Raw genomic sequence first — 16,328 nt, 5'->3', positions numbered from 1 at the left:
AGATGTGTATAAGAGACTGGTATGCGAAGGTGGCGGAATTGGTAGACGCGCTAGCTTCAGGTGTTAGTGTCCTTACGGACGTGGGGGTTCAAGTCCCCCCCCTCGCACCAATTATCTTACATCCCTTCAGCAGTACCTCTTGTTTTTCCCTTTTATTTCAAACTCATCAGAATCACCAGCAGTCCACTGATTAGCGCAACGCATGATGGCAACAGCACGTAATGCCGTAACTGTTTGTGCCAGATCATCGCGGATGTCACCAGCAAGCCCGAAACAATCATTGCTTTCCAGACATCAATGGGAAGATCGGCAAACATCAGCCCACCGATAATGGAACCAGGCAGCAATATTCCCCACCCACTTCCCAGCGCTTTGCTCAACATGGTTTCACCTCTCGCACTGATAATGATAACCAGTATCATATGATAGTAATTATCACTTGTCAGCATGCGACGTAAGAAATTGCGCCAGCAATTGCTTTCCCATAATGACAGAGAATGTGTAAGGTGATAAATTGCCCACCTGTTAACTTCCGATAACGTTTTTCTGATAATAAAAATTCAATTTTGTAGCGACCAATAATACATAACAACACCTTGCTCATTGTTTTAATTGAGTTTTAATAAAAACGCACGCATATGACATCACAATCCTGGCTGTCCTTAGTCAACAAGAAATATCAGCTTTCTTTACGTTTATTTTTATTTCTGAACGCTGCATCAGCATTGTTCTCGGTAACAAACCCTCTCTATTCCGTTCGTGTGTTATCAGTCCCCCTGTTTGCCGTATTGACTGCCAGCACTGGCTTACTTATCTGGCACTGGAAAAATAGCACGCTAAAAATAAATATCCCTGCTGTTTCAGCTATTTTTGGGTTTTTATGGGCATGGCAGATCGTCTCAAAATTTCTGTTAATAACGCACGATCACGCAACCTATTTAATGATGGCGCTATTAACAGTGCTTTTTATAGGGTCTCTGGCTTTCGCCAGTAATATTAAAGCCTTTACGTTACATTCATTTCCCGCTTTTATATCCTGCCTGTGGCTTAGCCCGTCCGAAAACTGGCTGAGAATGGCCTATTTTTTCGCGCTGCCGGTGGTCGCCATTGGTATCCATCATGTTCTTCAGCGGCGTAATGACCGTTTCGCCCAGGAGCTGCTTTCCGAACTGCTCGAAGAGCGTGAAACCCTGACCGATCTCAGCATGATGGACCCGCTCACCGGCCTATATAACCGTCGCGGGCTGCAAAGCCGGCTTGAGAACCTCCCCAGGCCTGACGCTGGCGAGCACTTTGTGCTGCTGATGGATATCGACCATTTCAAAGCCTACAACGATCATTACGGCCATATGATGGGCGATCAGGCCTTGATCAGGGTCTCGGCTGCGATCCGCGACGCCGTGCGCTCACGCGATGTTGTCGCCCGGTTTGGCGGGGAAGAATTTATGGTGCTGTTAAGTAACATCCCACTGGAGCAAGCGCGCCAGACAGCTGAACGCATACGTCAGAAGGTTTACGATCTCAAAATCCCCCACATGTTTAACGAAAGCGTCGCCACTAACGTGACCATCAGCATTGGCATAGCCATGTTCGAAGGTGAAGACGTTGATGGCGCACTGGCGAAAGCCGATAAAGCCCTCTATGAAGCCAAGCATATGGGACGCAACAGCATTCTGCTGAGCGACGAGCTTCATATCGCCTGAAACCGCCTTCACAGCGCCAGGATAAAACGCTTGCGCTCGGTTTTATCTATAGTTAGGATTGGCAATCATTATCATTTAGATTTGTAATCCACACTATGGCGACTCGTACCGCACACATCGTTGAGCCACTGCTCTGGCGAGCTCCACTCTCCGCCGGAGAAACGACGCTTGCGGATGCCATTCGGGAAAAAATCGCCGTAACACGCGCCCATCTGCTGGATTTCATCAAACTGGATGAAGCACCGCCGCATCATGCTCTGACGCTGACTCAGTGGCAACGACCTGCCGAGCTGCGGTCACTGCTGGCAACCTATTCCGACCATATTTATCGTAACCAACCGACGCTGGCGCGGGAAAATAAACCGCTGCTTTCCCTCTGGGCACAATGGTATATCGGGCTGATGGTGCCGCCTGTCATGCTGGCCCTGTTGACCCAGGAAACGATGCTCGATCTCTCGTCGGAACATTTCCACGTCGAATTCCATGAGACCGGACGCGCCGCCTGTTTCTGGATTGATGTACACGAAGATCCGAGCGCGAGTCACCTGTCAGCGCAGGCGCGTATGGAACGGTTGATTACAAGAGCGCTGGTTCCGGTCATTGATGCGCTGGAAGCGACGGGGGAGATCAACGGCAAACTGATCTGGAGTAATACCGGGTATCTTATCCACTGGTATTTAACGGAGATGAAGCCGCTGCTCGGCGACGAGAAAGTGGATGCGCTGCGTCAGAGCTGTTTCTTTGCCAGACAGCTGTCGGATGGGCGGGATAACCCTCTTTACCGCACCGTGGTTCCGCGTGAGGGACTTCTGGTGCGTCGTACCTGCTGTCAGCGCTACCGTCTGCCGGATGTCCAGCAGTGCGGCGATTGCACGCTTAAGTAGTCTGGCCCTGCCTGAAACCCGCAGAGAGAGGGAACAAACACTAAAAACGGCAACCTGCGTTGCCGTTTTGCTTTTACCTAAGCGACCTGCTGATTTTCCTCTTCCCCATTACGCTGTGCTTCTTCCGCTTCCTGCTGAAGCAACTGTTTCTCGTACACCTTGAAGAACGGGAAATAGATAATGGCGGAAACGCAGGCCAAAACCAGCACCAGAATGGCTGCACGGAAATCCCAGCCCAGCGCCCAGGCGGCACCAACCGGAGCCGGTGCCGTCCACGGCACAACGGAAATCACGCGGCCAATCAGATCAAACTTCATCGCTGCCCATGCCAGTACGGCATTGACCATCGGCGCCAGCAGGAAAGGAATAAAGAACACCGGGTTCATCACAATCGGCGTACCAAAAATCACCGGTTCATTGATATTGAAAATGCTTGGCACCACGCTCAGACGTCCAATGGAGCGCAGGTGCGCGGAGCGGCTACGCAGGTAACAGAACACCAGCCCCATCGTCGCTCCTGACCCACCGATCACAATAAAGAACGTCCAGAAGGCTTCCATAAAGATGTGTGGTAAAGGCAGGCTCGCCGCCAGCGCGGTCTGGTTCGCCCCCAGGTTCGTCAGCCAGAACATTTGCAGCATACCCGATACAATCGCTGCACCGTGGATCCCGGCAAACCACAGCAGGTGGCCAATCAGCACCGCCAGCAGGATCGCTGGCAGCGAGTCCGCCGCAGAGACCAGCGGTTTGAATATCGACATGATGGCCTGTGGGATCAGCATACCGAACTGCGACTGGATCAACAGACTCAGCGGATAGAGCGTCAGCACCACCACCAGCACCGGGATCAGCAGGTCAAATGAGTTTTTGATCATCGGCGGAACCTGGTCTGGCAGGCGGATCCCGATATTATGTGCTTTCAGGAAACGCATCATCTCAACGCAGTAAATCGCCACCAGGATCGCGGTGAAAATCCCGGTGCCTCCAAGGCTATCAACCGGTAAGGCGCCTTTGGTTTTAGGGGCGGCGACCAGCAGGAACGCCATCAGCGACAGCATCGCGCACATGAACGGATCCAACTGATGGGTTTTAACGTAATGTTTGCCCAGGTTGTAGGCGATAGCCGCACAGATATAGAGGGACATCACCCCCATCGTCATATCAAACGGCGTCAGAATTTGACCTTCAAACTGCTTCGCCATATCCAGCCAGGCGCGAGCAAAGCCCCAGGTGGTATCTGGCGAAAAAGGTGGGTAAGCGAACACTAATAAAAACGACCCGACAATCATAAACGGCATTGCCGAGATGAACCCGTCACGAATCGCCATAACGTGACGCTGGGAAGAGATGCGCCCGGCAATAGGGCTGACATAATTTTCAACGAAGCGGAAAATCAGATTAAATGCAGCATGGTTGGCAGACATAGCAGATCTCCTGTCAGACGTTCGTTTCGGACGTTCTCACGTCACACGTTGTTCCATACATCAGCGTCACAACCTTGCCGGATCGTGTACCTGCGGTACTGCTCAAACGGAATGGTTTCATAATTAGCTCTTATTATTAGATACAGGGGAAGTTACACACTCAGTATTAATCTCTGCATCACGCTCTGCAACCGGTTACTGTAACCGGTTTCTGTGAATGTGAAGGCGATCCAGAAATCGCCCCTGACGGATATTTGTTACTTAAGGGATATTTACAGCGACTAAATTCTTATGACAGATTACGGAAGATATTTGTCAGGAGGAATCAATGAGTTTGCAGTCTGTACAGCAGTTTTTCGCCGAACACGCTCCGGATATAGAAATCATCGAGCTTAACCAAAGCACAGCGACTGTTGCCCTTGCTGCTGCCGCGCACAACGTTGAACCCGGCCAAATTGCCAAAACGCTGTCACTGAAAATTAAAAATGATGTGATTCTGGTGGTTGCAAAAGGCGATGCGCGTCTGGATAACAAAAAGCTCAAAGAGACATTCGGCGCAAAAGCCCGCATGCTCAGCTGCGATGAGGTAGTAACCCTGACGGGTCATCCTGTTGGCGGCGTCTGCCCTTTTGGACTGGAAAATCCGCTCTCTGTTTACTGTGACATCACTTTAAAACAGTACGCCGAAGTGTTACCCGCAGCGGGCGCCATCCACAGTGCGGTGCGTATATCGCCCGACAGAATGGCGGAACTGACCGCAGCAAAATGGGTTGATGTCTGTATTTGAACGTTGCGCCAGAAAAATTCTGGCGCATCACTTAACACTACGAGAAAGAAGGAACGGTGAGAGCGGAACGGCGTATTTCCCTGACCGGGAGATGCGCCAGGATATCTGCCGCATCCAGTAATCCCACATCAGAATTGACGCCCAATTTTACCATTGCGTTAAACTTATGCGCACGGATGGTTTTGATATTGCGTTCAAGCTGTGCCGCAATTTCAGGGATCGAAAAACCCGATGACATATATCGCAGAATCGCCCTTTCAGTTGGGCTTAGCATACGATGCTGGCTCACACACCAGTGATTGTACACGTTGTCGTTCACGTGATGCGTTTCGCTGAGTAATGTCTCCAGCCCCTCCATTAACTGCTTCAGCGGAACCGATTTACTGATAATTCCATGTAAGCGAGAAGGCGAAAGATGGCTGACCAGTCTCGCCTCCATTTCATCAGAGGCCAGCACGATACGCTTGACGTCGCTGTGGGTGAAGGTGAGATCCCGCAAACAGGCCAGACAGTTTCGCCGCTCCTCACGCTCATCGGACAATGAATAAATTACGGCAAAGAATGAGATTTCCGAGAGCGCCGCTTTGAAGTTGTCAAATCTGGCAAACAGGTGCACCTGGTAATGGCTCAGGGCGGGCATCGCAAAAAGATGCTTCAGCCCCATAGCGCTCATTGAGCAGCTTTCGATGACGGCGATATGTTTTGTTGCAGTGGTCTTTTCCATTCCTCAAACTCTCCATAAGCCGACATTAAACTGAGTTCTCGCATTCCCTGGGTACTGCTTATCCACGCGTACATATCGGCATTACTGCGAAGTGATAAGCGACGCAATGCACTGTTTTTCTGTGCACTGATCGTTTTATTACTTTTATTAAGTAGCGTGGCTATTTGGTTGATTCCCCAACCTTTACCTAACAAACGCAACACCTTGCGTTCAGAGTGGGTAAGCGCAATCATTTGCTCACTCTCCTCTTCAATATTAGGATTTTCCGGTATCAATAACGTCTGGCTTATTCGCTCGGCACGTTCACTCCCCGCGCGAATAGCGTTAATTACGCCTTCAATGGGTTCCATATCCGAAAGCAGCGTGCTTTCCGGACGCATAAGAAGCTCTACTGCAAGTGGATAAAGGGGGCGCGAAACGAGGAATATCCAGTGAATATCCCGGTACTGATTCATTAACCCATAATATTGCTCAAGCGTGCCGCGTGGATTACGATACTCACCCGAAATATCGGCAATAACGACCCCAGCGCGACGCAATTGTAATAACGTCAACTCCTGCATCGAACGGCAGTACGTTATCTCAAAATCGGGAAAATGACGCGACATGACGCCACCTAATCCATTTTGCATAACCGGTACTCTGCTGATCACCACTCCGTGTTTACCATTCAATGGCAACATAGACCCTCCCTGTCATGAATTCTTTATTTAAGAACGAACTAACCCTGCAAGGTTAAACACGTTTGCATTCCGAAGTACAAACGGGTTAATACTCGCAAAATAGAACAAATATCACATGGGTTAAGAAACGCCCAATACAGGCCTAATATCGCATAAAGACCATTTAAATTTAATTCAAATTGCGTGAAAAGATCGAAAATATGAAATTAGAAATACTTAATATATTGTTTTTATAAATCCTAATTTCATATTCATTAAATAAATAACAATGCTGACTTTCCTCCGCCCCCATCGCGCCACTGATCGCACAAATGTTGATCTGGCCCAGCGCAAAGGGCCCTGCACTTTGTGTTAAAAGTAAGCAATCTCTCTTCTCTTCAGGGCGTTTCATGCAGGCAGATCGGTCTACGCAACGTGCCACCACGCGGCTATGTATTCAGTGCGGGCTTTTTCTCTTACAGCACGGCGCAGAAAGCGCCCTCGTCGAAGAGCTCTCCACACGCCTTGGGCTGGCGCTGGGGATGGACAGCGTTGAGAGTTCCATCTCGTCAAATGCCATTGTGCTGACCACCATTAAAGACGGACAGTGCCTGACCTCCACCCGTAAAAATCATGACCGCGGCATTAACATGCACGTCGTGACGGAAGTGCAGCACATCGTGATCCTTGCTGAACACAAGCTGCTCGATCTCCGGGAGATAGAAAAACGTTTCAATCAAATCAAACCCCTCCGGTATCCGCGCTGGCTGGTTGTGCTGATGGTGGGACTGTCCTGCGCCTGCTTCTGCAAGCTCAACGCGGGCGGCTGGGACGGCGCTGTCGTGACCTTCTTTGCCAGCAGCATCGCAATGTATGTCCGCCAGCTGTTGACGCACAGACAGCTACATCCGCAAATTAACTTCTGCATCACGGCATTTGTGGCGACAACCGTATCCGGCCTGCTTTTGCGCCAGCCCTACTTCGCCAGCACGCCTACTATTGCGATGGCCGCCAGCGTATTGCTGCTGGTGCCAGGTTTTCCCTTAATTAATGCCGTCGCTGATATGTTCAAAGGCCATATCAACACCGGTCTGGCACGCTGGGCGATAGCCAGCCTGCTGACGCTGGCGACCTGTATCGGGGTGGTAATGGCCATGACACTCTGGGGGTTACGCGGATGGGCGTGATGGATTTTATGCTCGCACTGGCACAGGACATGCTCTTGTCTGCCCTTCCCGCCGTTGGTTTTGCGATGGTGTTTAACGTCCCACAGCGTGCATTACCCTGGTGTGCGCTGCTGGGTGCCATTGGCCACGGCTCTCGTATGATCATGATGACAGCGGGCTTTAATATTGAATGGTCGACGTTTATCGCCTCCATGCTGGTTGGCAGCATCGGTATTCAGTGGTCCCGCTGGTATCTGGCGCACCCGAAGGTATTCACCGTGGCGGCAGTGATTCCTATGTTCCCGGGCATTTCAGCCTATACGGCGATGATCTCCGCCGTCAAAATCAGCCATTTTGGCTACAGCGAACCCCAGATGATCCTGCTCCTGAGCAACTTCCTTAAAGCCTCGTCGATCGTGGGTGCGCTCTCCATCGGCCTGTCGATCCCCGGCTTATGGCTTTACCGCAAACGTCCACGCGTATAATAAAATCGCTTGCAATTGTATCGTGCACTATCTATATTCATTTCATGGACGCAAAAACGAACGACACCACCAACGCGCTTCTGCTGGATAACCAGCTCTGTTTTGCCCTCTATTCGGCAAATCTGGCGCTTAACAAGCTGTACCGGCAACTGCTGGCGCCGCTTAACCTGACCTACCCGCAATACCTGGTGATGCTGGTGCTCTGGGAACAGGATGATATTACGGTGTCAGACATTGGCGAGCGGCTATTCCTGGATTCCGCCACGCTGACTCCCCTGCTGAAACGCCTGGAAAGCGCAGGATTGATCCTCCGCCAGCGTTCCCGTCAGGATGAGCGTCAGGTCGCCGTCACCCTGAGCGACGCGGGTCGGGCGCTGCAACAGCAGGCTGTGACGATACCCCACGCCGTGGGCTGTGCAGCGCAGTGTGATACCGACACCATGCTGGCGCTCAAGCAACAGCTCGAAAGTTTGCGCCAACAGCTGCATCGCGCGTAAGGCTGTACTTTACGCGTCTAATTTTAACCTAAAACATCGCGCGCTATTTAATAGCGCACATAAACGTAAGATGAGGAACCTGCCATGTCTTTAGAAAAAGTTGTCTACACTGCCAAAGCCAAAGCAACCGGAGGCCGTGATGGCCGCGCCACGTCTTCCGATGGCGTTCTGGATGTCAAACTGGGTGTGCCAAAAGAGATGGGCGGCATGGGGGGCGAAGTAACCAACCCTGAACAGCTGTTCGCTGCGGGCTACTCCGCCTGCTTCCTGGGCGCAATGAAGTTCGTTGCGGCACGCGATAAATTCGCTCTGCCAAAAGACGCCTTTATTGAAGGCGAAGTAGGGATTGGCCCGCTGCCAACCGGTTTTGGTATCGAAGCGAAGCTTAACATCCACGTTGAAGGGATGGACGCAGCGGAAGCCAAAAAACTGGTGGATGCGGCCCACATCGTCTGTCCGTACTCTAACGCGACGCGCGGCAATATCGACGTGACGCTGAACATCATCGCGTAACCAGCCCCTGTGATTTTAGCCCCGGTAAGCGTAACGCCACCGGGGAAATCCTCTCCTTTCCTCCCCTCTCTCTGTGCTACCATAACCCTCAATCACGCCCGTAGTAATCAGTTGAGAAAGTGTTATGTCCTCCAGAATTCTGACCACCAGCATTGCTGGCATTGATGCCTTTATGCGCGATCCTCGCGGTGTGTTGACGCACGCCGAAGGCGGCACGCTCGCGGTATTTGCCGACAACGCCCCGGCGTTTTATGCGGTCACGCCGGAGCGTCTGGCGCAGCTTCTGGAAATTGAAGAGAAGCTGTCGCGCCCGGCGAGCGATGTCATGCTGGATAATCAGTTTTTTGACGAACCCGCCAGCGCCCCGGTGGCCGTTCCAATGGGGAAATTTCCCATGTACGCCGGTTGGCAGCCGGACGCCGATTTTCAGCGGCAGGCGGCCTTATGGGGAATAGCCCTCTCGCAGCCCGCGACACCGGAAGAGCTGGCAGCCTTTACCGCATACTGGCAAGCTGAAGGAAAAGTCTTCCACCATGTTCAGTGGCAGCAAAAATTCGCGCGCAGTCTGCAAATCAACCGCGCCAGCAACAACGGCCAGCCAAAACGTGATATCAATGCTTTTTCAGAACCGGACAAAAAAATCCCTGATGGATTCCGAGGTGCGAAATGAAAAACGTCGGCGACCTGATGAAACGTTTGCAGAAGATGATGCCTGCCAACGTGAAGCCCGCCTTCACCACCGGTGAAGAGCTGCTGGCATGGCAAAAAGAGCAGGGTAAAATTCGCGCGGCTGCCCTCGCCCGCGAAAACCGCGCGATGAAAATGCAGCGCACCTTTAACCGCTCGGGCATTCGCCCTCTGCACCAGAACTGCTCCTTCGAGAATTATAAGGTCGAGTCTCAGGGGCAGATGAACGCCCTTAACCAGGCGCGCCAGTACGTGGATGAATTTGACGGCAACATCGCCAGCTTCATCTTTAGCGGAAAACCCGGCACCGGGAAAAATCACCTCGCCGCCGCTATCTGCAACGAGCTGCTGCTGCGCGGGAAGTCAGTGCTGATTATCACCGTGGCCGATATTATGTCCGCCATGAAAGACACCTTCAGTAATCGCGAAACCAGCGAAGAACAGTTGCTGAATGATTTAAGTAACGTGGATTTGCTGGTCATCGACGAGATCGGTGTCCAGACGGAGTCCCGCTACGAAAAAGTGATCATCAACCAGATTGTCGATCGCCGTTCGTCGTCAAAACGCCCAACCGGTATGTTGACGAACCACAATATCGACGAGATGACCCGACTTCTTGGCGAGCGGGTGATGGATCGCATGAAGCTGGGTAACAGCCTGTACGTCATCTTCGACTGGGACAGCTACCGCAGCCGCGTCACCGGCAAAGAGTATTAAGATATTTCCAGGGAGCGCCGGAAGAGCAGAGGTATATACTGAACCCACTTCTGGCCCAAAACGGACCTTGTTGAGTAAATCATTATGAAAAAACAATTTCTTATCAGCATCCTTACTGGCGCCCTGCTGGTGACTGGCGCAGCGCAGGCCGCATCATGGCAGGAGTCGCTCTCCAGCGCAGCAAGTGAGTTAACCAAAGAGAGCGGCACGTCCCAGGGCGGGCTGTCAGCCTCGTCCCTCACCGGCCTGCTGGGCAACAGCTCCCAAAGCCTGAGTGCCGGAACGATGAACAACGCCGCGGGTATTCTGGAATACTGCGCGAAGCAGAAACTGGCTTCCGTCACCGATACCGAAAACATCAAAAACCAGGTGTTGGGTAAACTGGGACTGGACACCCAGGAGCAGAAAGCGGACACCAACTATATGGACGGTATTCAGGGCCTGCTGAACGCGCAAAATGGTCAGCAGCTGAACCTCAGCACCCTTGGAAATTCATCTCTGGCGAAACAGGTGAAAACGAAAGCCTGCGATCTGGTGCTGAAACAAGGCGTTAATTTCCTCTCCTGATCGTCCCCCTTTTTCTGCCAAAACACGCCGCGTTTATTACATTAGTCTTATACCGCGGCGTGAAGTGCGTTTTTTTACCCCCTGACACCACCTCAGCCTCCGTATGCCACGATGCGACTGTATTAAAAAATCCGATTTTATAAACCAAATCCTAACAACAGCACACTTTCGTGACACTAAAATTGCAGCTAAGCGACATCGCAATTACATTGTATTACCCAAAAAATAAGCAATTAGCCGGCTAAGCGTCCGGCATGATGAGGATCTGCTGTTGTCAGAGTTAATGTCCCTTGTCCTTTTCCTGGCTTCCATCGGCGTTTATGCCTGGAAAGCCGGTCGTCACACCTGGTGGTTTGTGGCCACCCTGGTGGTGCTCGGTATTTTTATTGTTTTAAACATTACGTTATATGCCAGCGATTACTTTACCGGCGACGGTATTAACGACGCGGTGCTCTACACATTGACCAACAGTCTGACCGGCGCAGGTGTGGGTAAGTACATCCTTCCGGGTCTGGGGCTGGTGGTCGCCCTGGTGGGCATCTTCGCCGCGCTGGCCTGGGTTCTGCGCCGTCGCCGTCACCGTCCGCATCATCATGGCTACAGCCTGCTGGCGCTGTGCCTGGCGCTGGCCTCCGTGGATGCCAGCCCCGCATTCCATCAAATTACCGAGCTGGTAAAATCCCAGTCGCGCGATGGCGACCCGGACTTTGCGGCCTATTACAAAGAACCCTCGAAGAAGATCGACAATCCCAGACTCAACCTGGTCTATATCTACGGCGAAAGTCTGGAACGCACCTGGTTTGATAACGATGCTTTCCCGAACCTGACGCCAGAGCTTGGCGCGCTGAAAAACCAGGGCCTCGACTTCAGCCACACCATGCAGCTCCCTGGCACGGATTACACCATCGCCGGGATGGTGGCTTCCCAGTGCGGCATTCCCCTGTTCGCCCCGTTTGAAGGCAACGCCTCCGCCTCGATGTCGAGCTTCTTCCCGCAGAACATTTGCCTCGGCGATATCCTGAAAAACTCGGGCTATGAAAACTACTTTATGCAGGGCGCTAACCTGCGCTTTGCCGGGAAAGATGTGTTCCTGAGATCCCACGGTTTCGATCACTTATATGGTTCCGAAGAGCTGAAAACCACGGTCGCCGATCCGGCCTACCGCAACGACTGGGGCTTTTACGACGATACCGTTCTGGATGAAACCTGGAAGAAATTCGAGGAGCTTTCCCGCGCCGGTAAACGCTTCTCGCTGTTTGCGTTGACCGTCGACACGCATCATCCGGATGGTTTCGTCTCACGCACCTGTAAACGTCAGGGCTACGACATTGACGGTAAAAACAACAAGTCGTTCAGCGCTGTGACCTGTAGCCAGGAACATATCGCGGCGTTAATCGAGAAAATCAAAGCGTCGCCGTATTTCAAAAATACGGTCATCGTCGTTTCATCTGACCATCTGGCGATGAAAAACAGCGCCTGGGATGAGCTGAATAAGCTGGATCGCAGCAACCTGTTCTTTGTGCTGCGCGGCGATAAACCGCAGCAGGAGATCATTGCCGCTAAACGTAACTCGATGGATAACGGCGCTACCGTGCTGGATATTCTGGGTGGCGATAACTTCATTGGCCTGGGCCGCAGTACGTTGTCGGGCCAGTCCCTGTCGGAAATCTTCCTCAACATGAAGGAAAAAATCCTCGCCTGGAAGCCGGATATCATTCGCCTGTGGAACTTCCCGAAAGAGATAAACGACTTCACCATCGATCAGGATAAAAAAATGATCGCGTTCTCCGGCAGCCATTTCCGCCTGCCTCTGCTGCTGCGCGTGTCGGATAACCGCGTCGAGCCGCTGCCGGAAAGCGAATACTCCGCGCCACTGCGCTTCCAGCTGGCGGAATTCGCCCCGCGCGATAATTTCGTCTGGGTCGATAAATGCTACAAAATGGGCCAGCTCTGGTCACAAGAGCTGTCACTGTCCACCGACTGGTGCGTCTCACAGGGGCAACTCGGTGGCGAGCAGACCGTGCAACACGTTGATAAACCACAGTGGCAGGGGAAAACCGCGTTTAAAGATACGGTCATTGATACCGCACGCTATCAGCGCAACGTTGACCTGCTGAAAATCGTCGACAACGACATTCGTTATAAAGCTGACAGCTTTATTTTTAACGTTGCCGGCGCGCCTGAAGAGGTGAAGCAGTTCAGCGGTATTTCACGTCCCGAATCGTGGGGGCGCTGGTCTAACGCGCAGTTAGGTGATGAGGTGAAAATTGAGTATACCCATCCGCTGCCGGAGAAATTCGATCTGGTGATCACCGCCAGGGCATTTGGTCCCAACGCAAACCGTCCTGTGCCGGTGCGCGTCGGCGATAAAGAACAGATGCTGACGCTGAGCAATGATGTCACCACCAGCACGCTGCATTTCGATAACCCCACACGCAGCAATACGCTGGTCATTGTGCCGCCCGAGCCGCAGTCCACTAACGAAGGGAATATTCTCGGTCACGCTCCGCGCAAGCTGGGGATCGGCATGGTGGAGATTAAAATTGTGAGCAGCGCTGGCTGATGACGGCGTTCACCCTTCGCCCGACGCGCATCGACGACGTCGCTGCCCTGCCCGCCATTGAACGCGCGGCGGGGCAGCGATTTCGCGACGTTCCTGAGCTGGCCTGGCTGGCAGACAGCGAGGTTATTTCCGTTGAAGATCACCTCGGTTACGCCGGACGCGGATTAAGCTGGCTGGCGCTGGCTGACGACAGGCCCGTGGGCTTTATTCTCGCCGAAGCCGAGCCATCTTCGCTGTTTATTGTGGAACTTTCGGTTCATCTGGACTGGCAGGGACGAGGTCTCGGACGCCGGTTGATTAACCGTGTCGCAGAGCATGCCCGCACGCTGGGGCTAACCTCGCTGACGTTAACGACGTTTCGTGATGTCCCGTGGAACGCGCCCTACTACAGGCGATTAGGGTTTGAAATGATGACGACGCTGACGCCGGAAATGCGCCAGAAACGTGAAGAAGAGACGGCGCACGATTTAGCGTATGGTTCCCGCTGCGCCATGCGCCTGCCTCTGTAAAATCGCCCGGTGGCGCTGCGCTTACCGGGCCTACAAAACCCAATTCCGCAGGCCGGGTAAAGCGAAGCCACCCGGCAAATTGCACAATACGCAGGCCGGGTAAGGCGTAGCCGCCACCCGGCGAAACGCACATCCCGTAGGCCGGGTAAGGCGCAGCCGCCACCCGGCGAAACGCACATCCCGTAGGCCGGGTAAGGCGTAGCCGCCACCCGGCAAAACACACAACGTCAGAACGTTTCCCAGTTATCGCCCGCATCTGCGGTCGCCGGTTTACGCGCCACTACCGGTGCGGCAACGCTTTTCGCGGAGGCGAACTCGCGCGCCTTCATCTGTTCCTGCTGAATACGGAACACCGCAACGGCCTGCGTCAGACGGCTCGCCTGCTCTTCCAGTGCCGCCGCGGCCGCCGCAGACTCTTCCACCAGCGAGGCGTTCTGTTGGGTCACTCGATCCATCTCAGCCACCGCCAGCCCCACCTGGTCGATACCGCGGCTCTGCTCATCAGACGCAGACGCGATTTCGCCCATGATGTCCGTCACGCGCGTTACCGCATTCACGATCTCACCCATGGTTTCACCGGCGCTTTCTACCAGCGTTGAACCCAACTCCACGCGCCCCACGGAGTCTTCAATCAGGCTCTTGATCTCGCGAGCCGCCTGGGCGCTGCGCTGCGCCAGGTTTCGTACTTCACCTGCAACCACCGCAAAGCCGCGGCCCTGCTCGCCCGCACGTGCCGCTTCTACCGCCGCGTTCAGCGCCAGAATATTGGTCTGGAAAGCAATCCCGTCGATCACGCTGATAATATCGGCGATTTTCTGCGAACTGCCGGCGATGTCGCGCATGGTCTGCACCACGTTATCCACCACTTTCCCGCCTTTCTGCGCGGTTTCAGACGCGCTCAGGGCCAGGTTGCTCGCCTGACGGGCATTCTCGGCGTTCTGCTTCACGGTGGCGGTCAGCTGTTCCATACTGGCGGCGGTCTCTTCCAGAGAGGCAGCCTGCTGCTCGGTACGGGATGAGAGATCGTTATTGCCCATCGAGATTTCGCTCGCACCGCTGTAAATGGCGTTTGCGCCGTTACGCACGTCACCCACGGTACGCACCAGCTCGCCCTGCATATGGCGCAGGGAGTCAGCCAGTTCACCCATCTCGTTGGAGCCTTCCACGTCGATGCGCTTCACCAGGTCGCCGCTGGCGATATGACGAATGCTGTCAATCAGACGGTTCAGCGGCGAAATCAGTGCCTGACGAATACCCAGCCAGACGGCAACAATCACCACCAGCACCGCAGCCAGCACGCTAATCAGCACCCAGATAGCCTGGCGGTAAGAGCTGTTGCTGTCTTCAACCGCGGTCTGATAGAGCGCGTCGTTTTGTTGCAGATAGCTGACGTACTGCTTCTCAAAGCCATCCTGATAGCTCTGGGTCGGCTGGTCGAAGAACTCGTTGATCTTGCCCGCCCCCAGCAGCTGGATCAGCTCGGCCAGCGCGCCGTGGTAGATATCGTAATTACGTTTGATTTCCAGTGCCGCAGCGTCGCTCTGACGCGGGTCACGCGGAAGTGCTTCGTAATCCGCCCAGTTTTTTTCCGCCTGTTTCAGAGACGCAGAGGCAATCTGCATCAGCTCGGCGACGGTTGAGCCGCTGCCGATATTGTTCTGATCCATCATGTAGCGGATACCCGCGCGGTTCAGGGTGTTACGGGTTTGCAGCAGCGCCACCCAGCTACCGTTCAGGGTGGATTGTTGCTGGCGAATGGTTTGCAGAATGGTGAAATTCTCTTTGTCATGCTTCAGGGCATTGAAGAAAAGACCACCGGATGTGAGTTGTAAAAGGCCAAATATCGCTAAAACCAGCAGTAAGCTGGTGACAATCTTGATACGATTTAACATGTTTTCTCTTTCCTCAGGCAGATACAGAATATTCGGCCTGGCATGAGAAAACTTTACGAAAATCATCCTGGAATTTAGGGTTTTTACGCTTCGTCCCGCGCGGCAATATGTCGGTTTCCGAGTTCAATAAACTCTTCCAGCAGCGCCGTGAGCTGCTTCATCTTCTCCGGGGTATATTCCGCCTCAATCTGCTGGTACGCCTCTTCCACCTGAGCCTGAGCACGCTGGTACAGCGCGTTGCCTTCTTTCGTCAGCGATACGTACAGCTTGCGCTGGTCATTCACCGGCTTTAAGCGCAGCACCAGACCGTCGCGCTCCATCCGCGTCAGAATGCCGGTCAGGCTTGGGCGCAAAATGCAGGTGCGGAACGCCAGATCATGAAAATCCATGGAGGGATGCTCGGCCAGTACGCGGACGATACGCCACTGCTGTTCGGTCAGATTATGCCGTTTCACTATCGGGCGGAAGTAGCCCATCGCCGCTTCACGCGCCTGCAACAGCGCGATGGTTAATGAATCATGCATCACCTTCCCCTTACATCATTAACA

18 protein-coding genes and 1 tRNA gene are annotated in these 16,328 nt (G+C 53.4%); 13 read left to right on the top strand and 6 right to left on the bottom strand.

The window, feature by feature from the left end; all coding sequences use genetic code 11:
- Positions 1-23 precede the first annotated feature (23 nt).
- Positions 24-110: transfer RNA gene (locus IPZ49_RS12440), tRNA-Leu, on the top strand.
- A 42-nt stretch (positions 111-152) separates the two neighbouring features.
- Here the strand turns inward: IPZ49_RS12440 and IPZ49_RS12435 are convergent.
- Positions 153-422: a DUF1435 domain-containing protein gene (locus tag IPZ49_RS12435; protein ID WP_026080652.1), complete on the bottom strand. Its 270-nt coding sequence runs from the start codon at positions 420-422 to the stop codon at positions 153-155.
- A 216-nt stretch (positions 423-638) separates the two neighbouring features.
- Between IPZ49_RS12435 and IPZ49_RS12430 the strand changes: the two genes are divergently transcribed.
- Together IPZ49_RS12430 and fhuF are read left to right on the top strand one after the other, a co-directional pair.
- On the top strand, positions 639-1,703 hold the full coding sequence (locus IPZ49_RS12430) for a GGDEF domain-containing protein (RefSeq protein ID WP_063146392.1): 1,065 nt from the start codon (positions 639-641) through the stop codon (positions 1,701-1,703).
- A gap of 95 nt (positions 1,704-1,798) precedes the next feature.
- Positions 1,799-2,587: a siderophore-iron reductase FhuF gene (fhuF, locus tag IPZ49_RS12425; protein WP_022646974.1), complete on the top strand. Its 789-nt coding sequence runs from the start codon at positions 1,799-1,801 to the stop codon at positions 2,585-2,587.
- A gap of 77 nt (positions 2,588-2,664) precedes the next feature.
- Here the strand turns inward: fhuF and IPZ49_RS12420 are convergent, their stop codons facing one another.
- Positions 2,665-4,011 carry a PTS cellobiose transporter subunit IIC gene (locus tag IPZ49_RS12420; RefSeq protein WP_006810218.1) on the bottom strand — a complete coding sequence of 449 codons (1,347 nt, stop codon included), beginning with the start codon at positions 4,009-4,011 and terminating at the stop codon, positions 2,665-2,667.
- 328 nt (positions 4,012-4,339) lie between these two features.
- Here IPZ49_RS12420 and IPZ49_RS12415 point away from each other — a divergent pair, with 328 nt between their 5' ends.
- Positions 4,340-4,798: a YbaK/EbsC family protein gene (locus tag IPZ49_RS12415; protein ID WP_022646971.1), complete on the top strand. Its 459-nt coding sequence runs from the start codon at positions 4,340-4,342 to the stop codon at positions 4,796-4,798.
- 37 nt (positions 4,799-4,835) lie between these two features.
- On the opposite strand, the gene bglJ is transcribed toward IPZ49_RS12415, so the two are convergent.
- A complete protein-coding gene (bglJ, locus tag IPZ49_RS12410) occupies positions 4,836-5,471 on the bottom strand; it encodes a DNA-binding transcriptional activator BglJ (protein ID WP_032625381.1) in 636 nt (211 codons plus the stop codon).
- Positions 5,468-6,205 carry a LuxR C-terminal-related transcriptional regulator gene (locus IPZ49_RS12405; protein ID WP_063146391.1) on the bottom strand — a complete coding sequence of 246 codons (738 nt, stop codon included), beginning with the start codon at positions 6,203-6,205 and terminating at the stop codon, positions 5,468-5,470. Before IPZ49_RS12405 ends, bglJ begins: the two co-directional genes overlap by 4 nt.
- 389 nt (positions 6,206-6,594) lie before the next feature.
- Between IPZ49_RS12405 and IPZ49_RS12400 the strand changes: the two genes are divergently transcribed.
- The 9 genes from IPZ49_RS12400 (at position 6,595) to IPZ49_RS12360 (ending at position 13,888) form a co-directional block, all read left to right on the top strand.
- The gene (locus IPZ49_RS12400; protein ID WP_032625377.1) at positions 6,595-7,371 is read left to right on the top strand and encodes a threonine/serine exporter ThrE family protein; all 777 of its coding nucleotides are present in this window, start codon (positions 6,595-6,597) and stop codon (positions 7,369-7,371) included.
- Positions 7,362-7,835, top strand: a complete 474-nt coding sequence (locus tag IPZ49_RS12395; protein ID WP_032621429.1) for a threonine/serine exporter — start codon at positions 7,362-7,364, stop codon at positions 7,833-7,835. Before IPZ49_RS12400 ends, IPZ49_RS12395 begins: the two co-directional genes overlap by 10 nt.
- 44 nt (positions 7,836-7,879) lie before the next feature.
- A complete protein-coding gene (locus IPZ49_RS12390; RefSeq protein ID WP_022646966.1) occupies positions 7,880-8,332 on the top strand; it encodes a MarR family winged helix-turn-helix transcriptional regulator in 453 nt (150 codons plus the stop codon).
- Positions 8,333-8,416: 84 nt separating this feature from the next.
- Positions 8,417-8,845, top strand: coding sequence for an organic hydroperoxide resistance protein (locus IPZ49_RS12385; protein ID WP_003856578.1), 429 nt, complete (start codon positions 8,417-8,419; stop codon positions 8,843-8,845).
- A gap of 124 nt (positions 8,846-8,969) precedes the next feature.
- Positions 8,970-9,515, top strand: a complete 546-nt coding sequence (gene dnaT, locus IPZ49_RS12380) for a primosomal protein DnaT (RefSeq protein ID WP_023299265.1) — start codon at positions 8,970-8,972, stop codon at positions 9,513-9,515.
- Entirely contained in the window at positions 9,512-10,249 is a 738-nt protein-coding gene (gene dnaC, locus IPZ49_RS12375) for a DNA replication protein DnaC (protein ID WP_003856580.1), read from the top strand. Before dnaT ends, dnaC begins: the two co-directional genes overlap by 4 nt.
- A gap of 84 nt (positions 10,250-10,333) precedes the next feature.
- A complete protein-coding gene (locus IPZ49_RS12370) occupies positions 10,334-10,816 on the top strand; it encodes a DUF2501 domain-containing protein (RefSeq protein WP_022646964.1) in 483 nt (160 codons plus the stop codon).
- A gap of 271 nt (positions 10,817-11,087) precedes the next feature.
- Positions 11,088-13,379 carry a phosphatidylglycerol--membrane-oligosaccharide glycerophosphotransferase gene (opgB, locus tag IPZ49_RS12365; protein WP_063146390.1) on the top strand — a complete coding sequence of 764 codons (2,292 nt, stop codon included), beginning with the start codon at positions 11,088-11,090 and terminating at the stop codon, positions 13,377-13,379.
- Positions 13,379-13,888, top strand: coding sequence for a GNAT family N-acetyltransferase (locus tag IPZ49_RS12360; protein WP_063146389.1), 510 nt, complete (start codon positions 13,379-13,381; stop codon positions 13,886-13,888). The genes opgB and IPZ49_RS12360 overlap by 1 nt, the downstream gene beginning before the upstream one ends.
- Positions 13,889-14,115: 227 nt before the next feature.
- Here IPZ49_RS12360 and tsr read toward each other — a convergent pair whose 3' ends face one another.
- Together tsr and hpaR are read right to left on the bottom strand one after the other, a co-directional pair.
- Complete coding sequence (tsr, locus tag IPZ49_RS12355) at positions 14,116-15,780, bottom strand: methyl-accepting chemotaxis protein (RefSeq protein ID WP_023305399.1); 1,665 nt, start codon at positions 15,778-15,780, stop codon at positions 14,116-14,118.
- Between the two features lie 83 nt (positions 15,781-15,863).
- Complete coding sequence (hpaR, locus tag IPZ49_RS12350) at positions 15,864-16,304, bottom strand: homoprotocatechuate degradation operon regulator HpaR (protein ID WP_045621229.1); 441 nt, start codon at positions 16,302-16,304, stop codon at positions 15,864-15,866.
- Positions 16,305-16,328: the final 24 nt, after the last annotated feature.

Origin of the sequence: Enterobacter cloacae complex sp. S2, from assembly GCF_015159675.1 — a bacterium.
GTDB classification, from domain to species: Bacteria; Pseudomonadota; Gammaproteobacteria; order Enterobacterales; family Enterobacteriaceae; genus Enterobacter; species Enterobacter intestinihominis.
The sequence above is the reverse complement of the archived record's forward strand: the minus strand, read 5'-3'. Positions and strand labels throughout refer to the sequence as shown.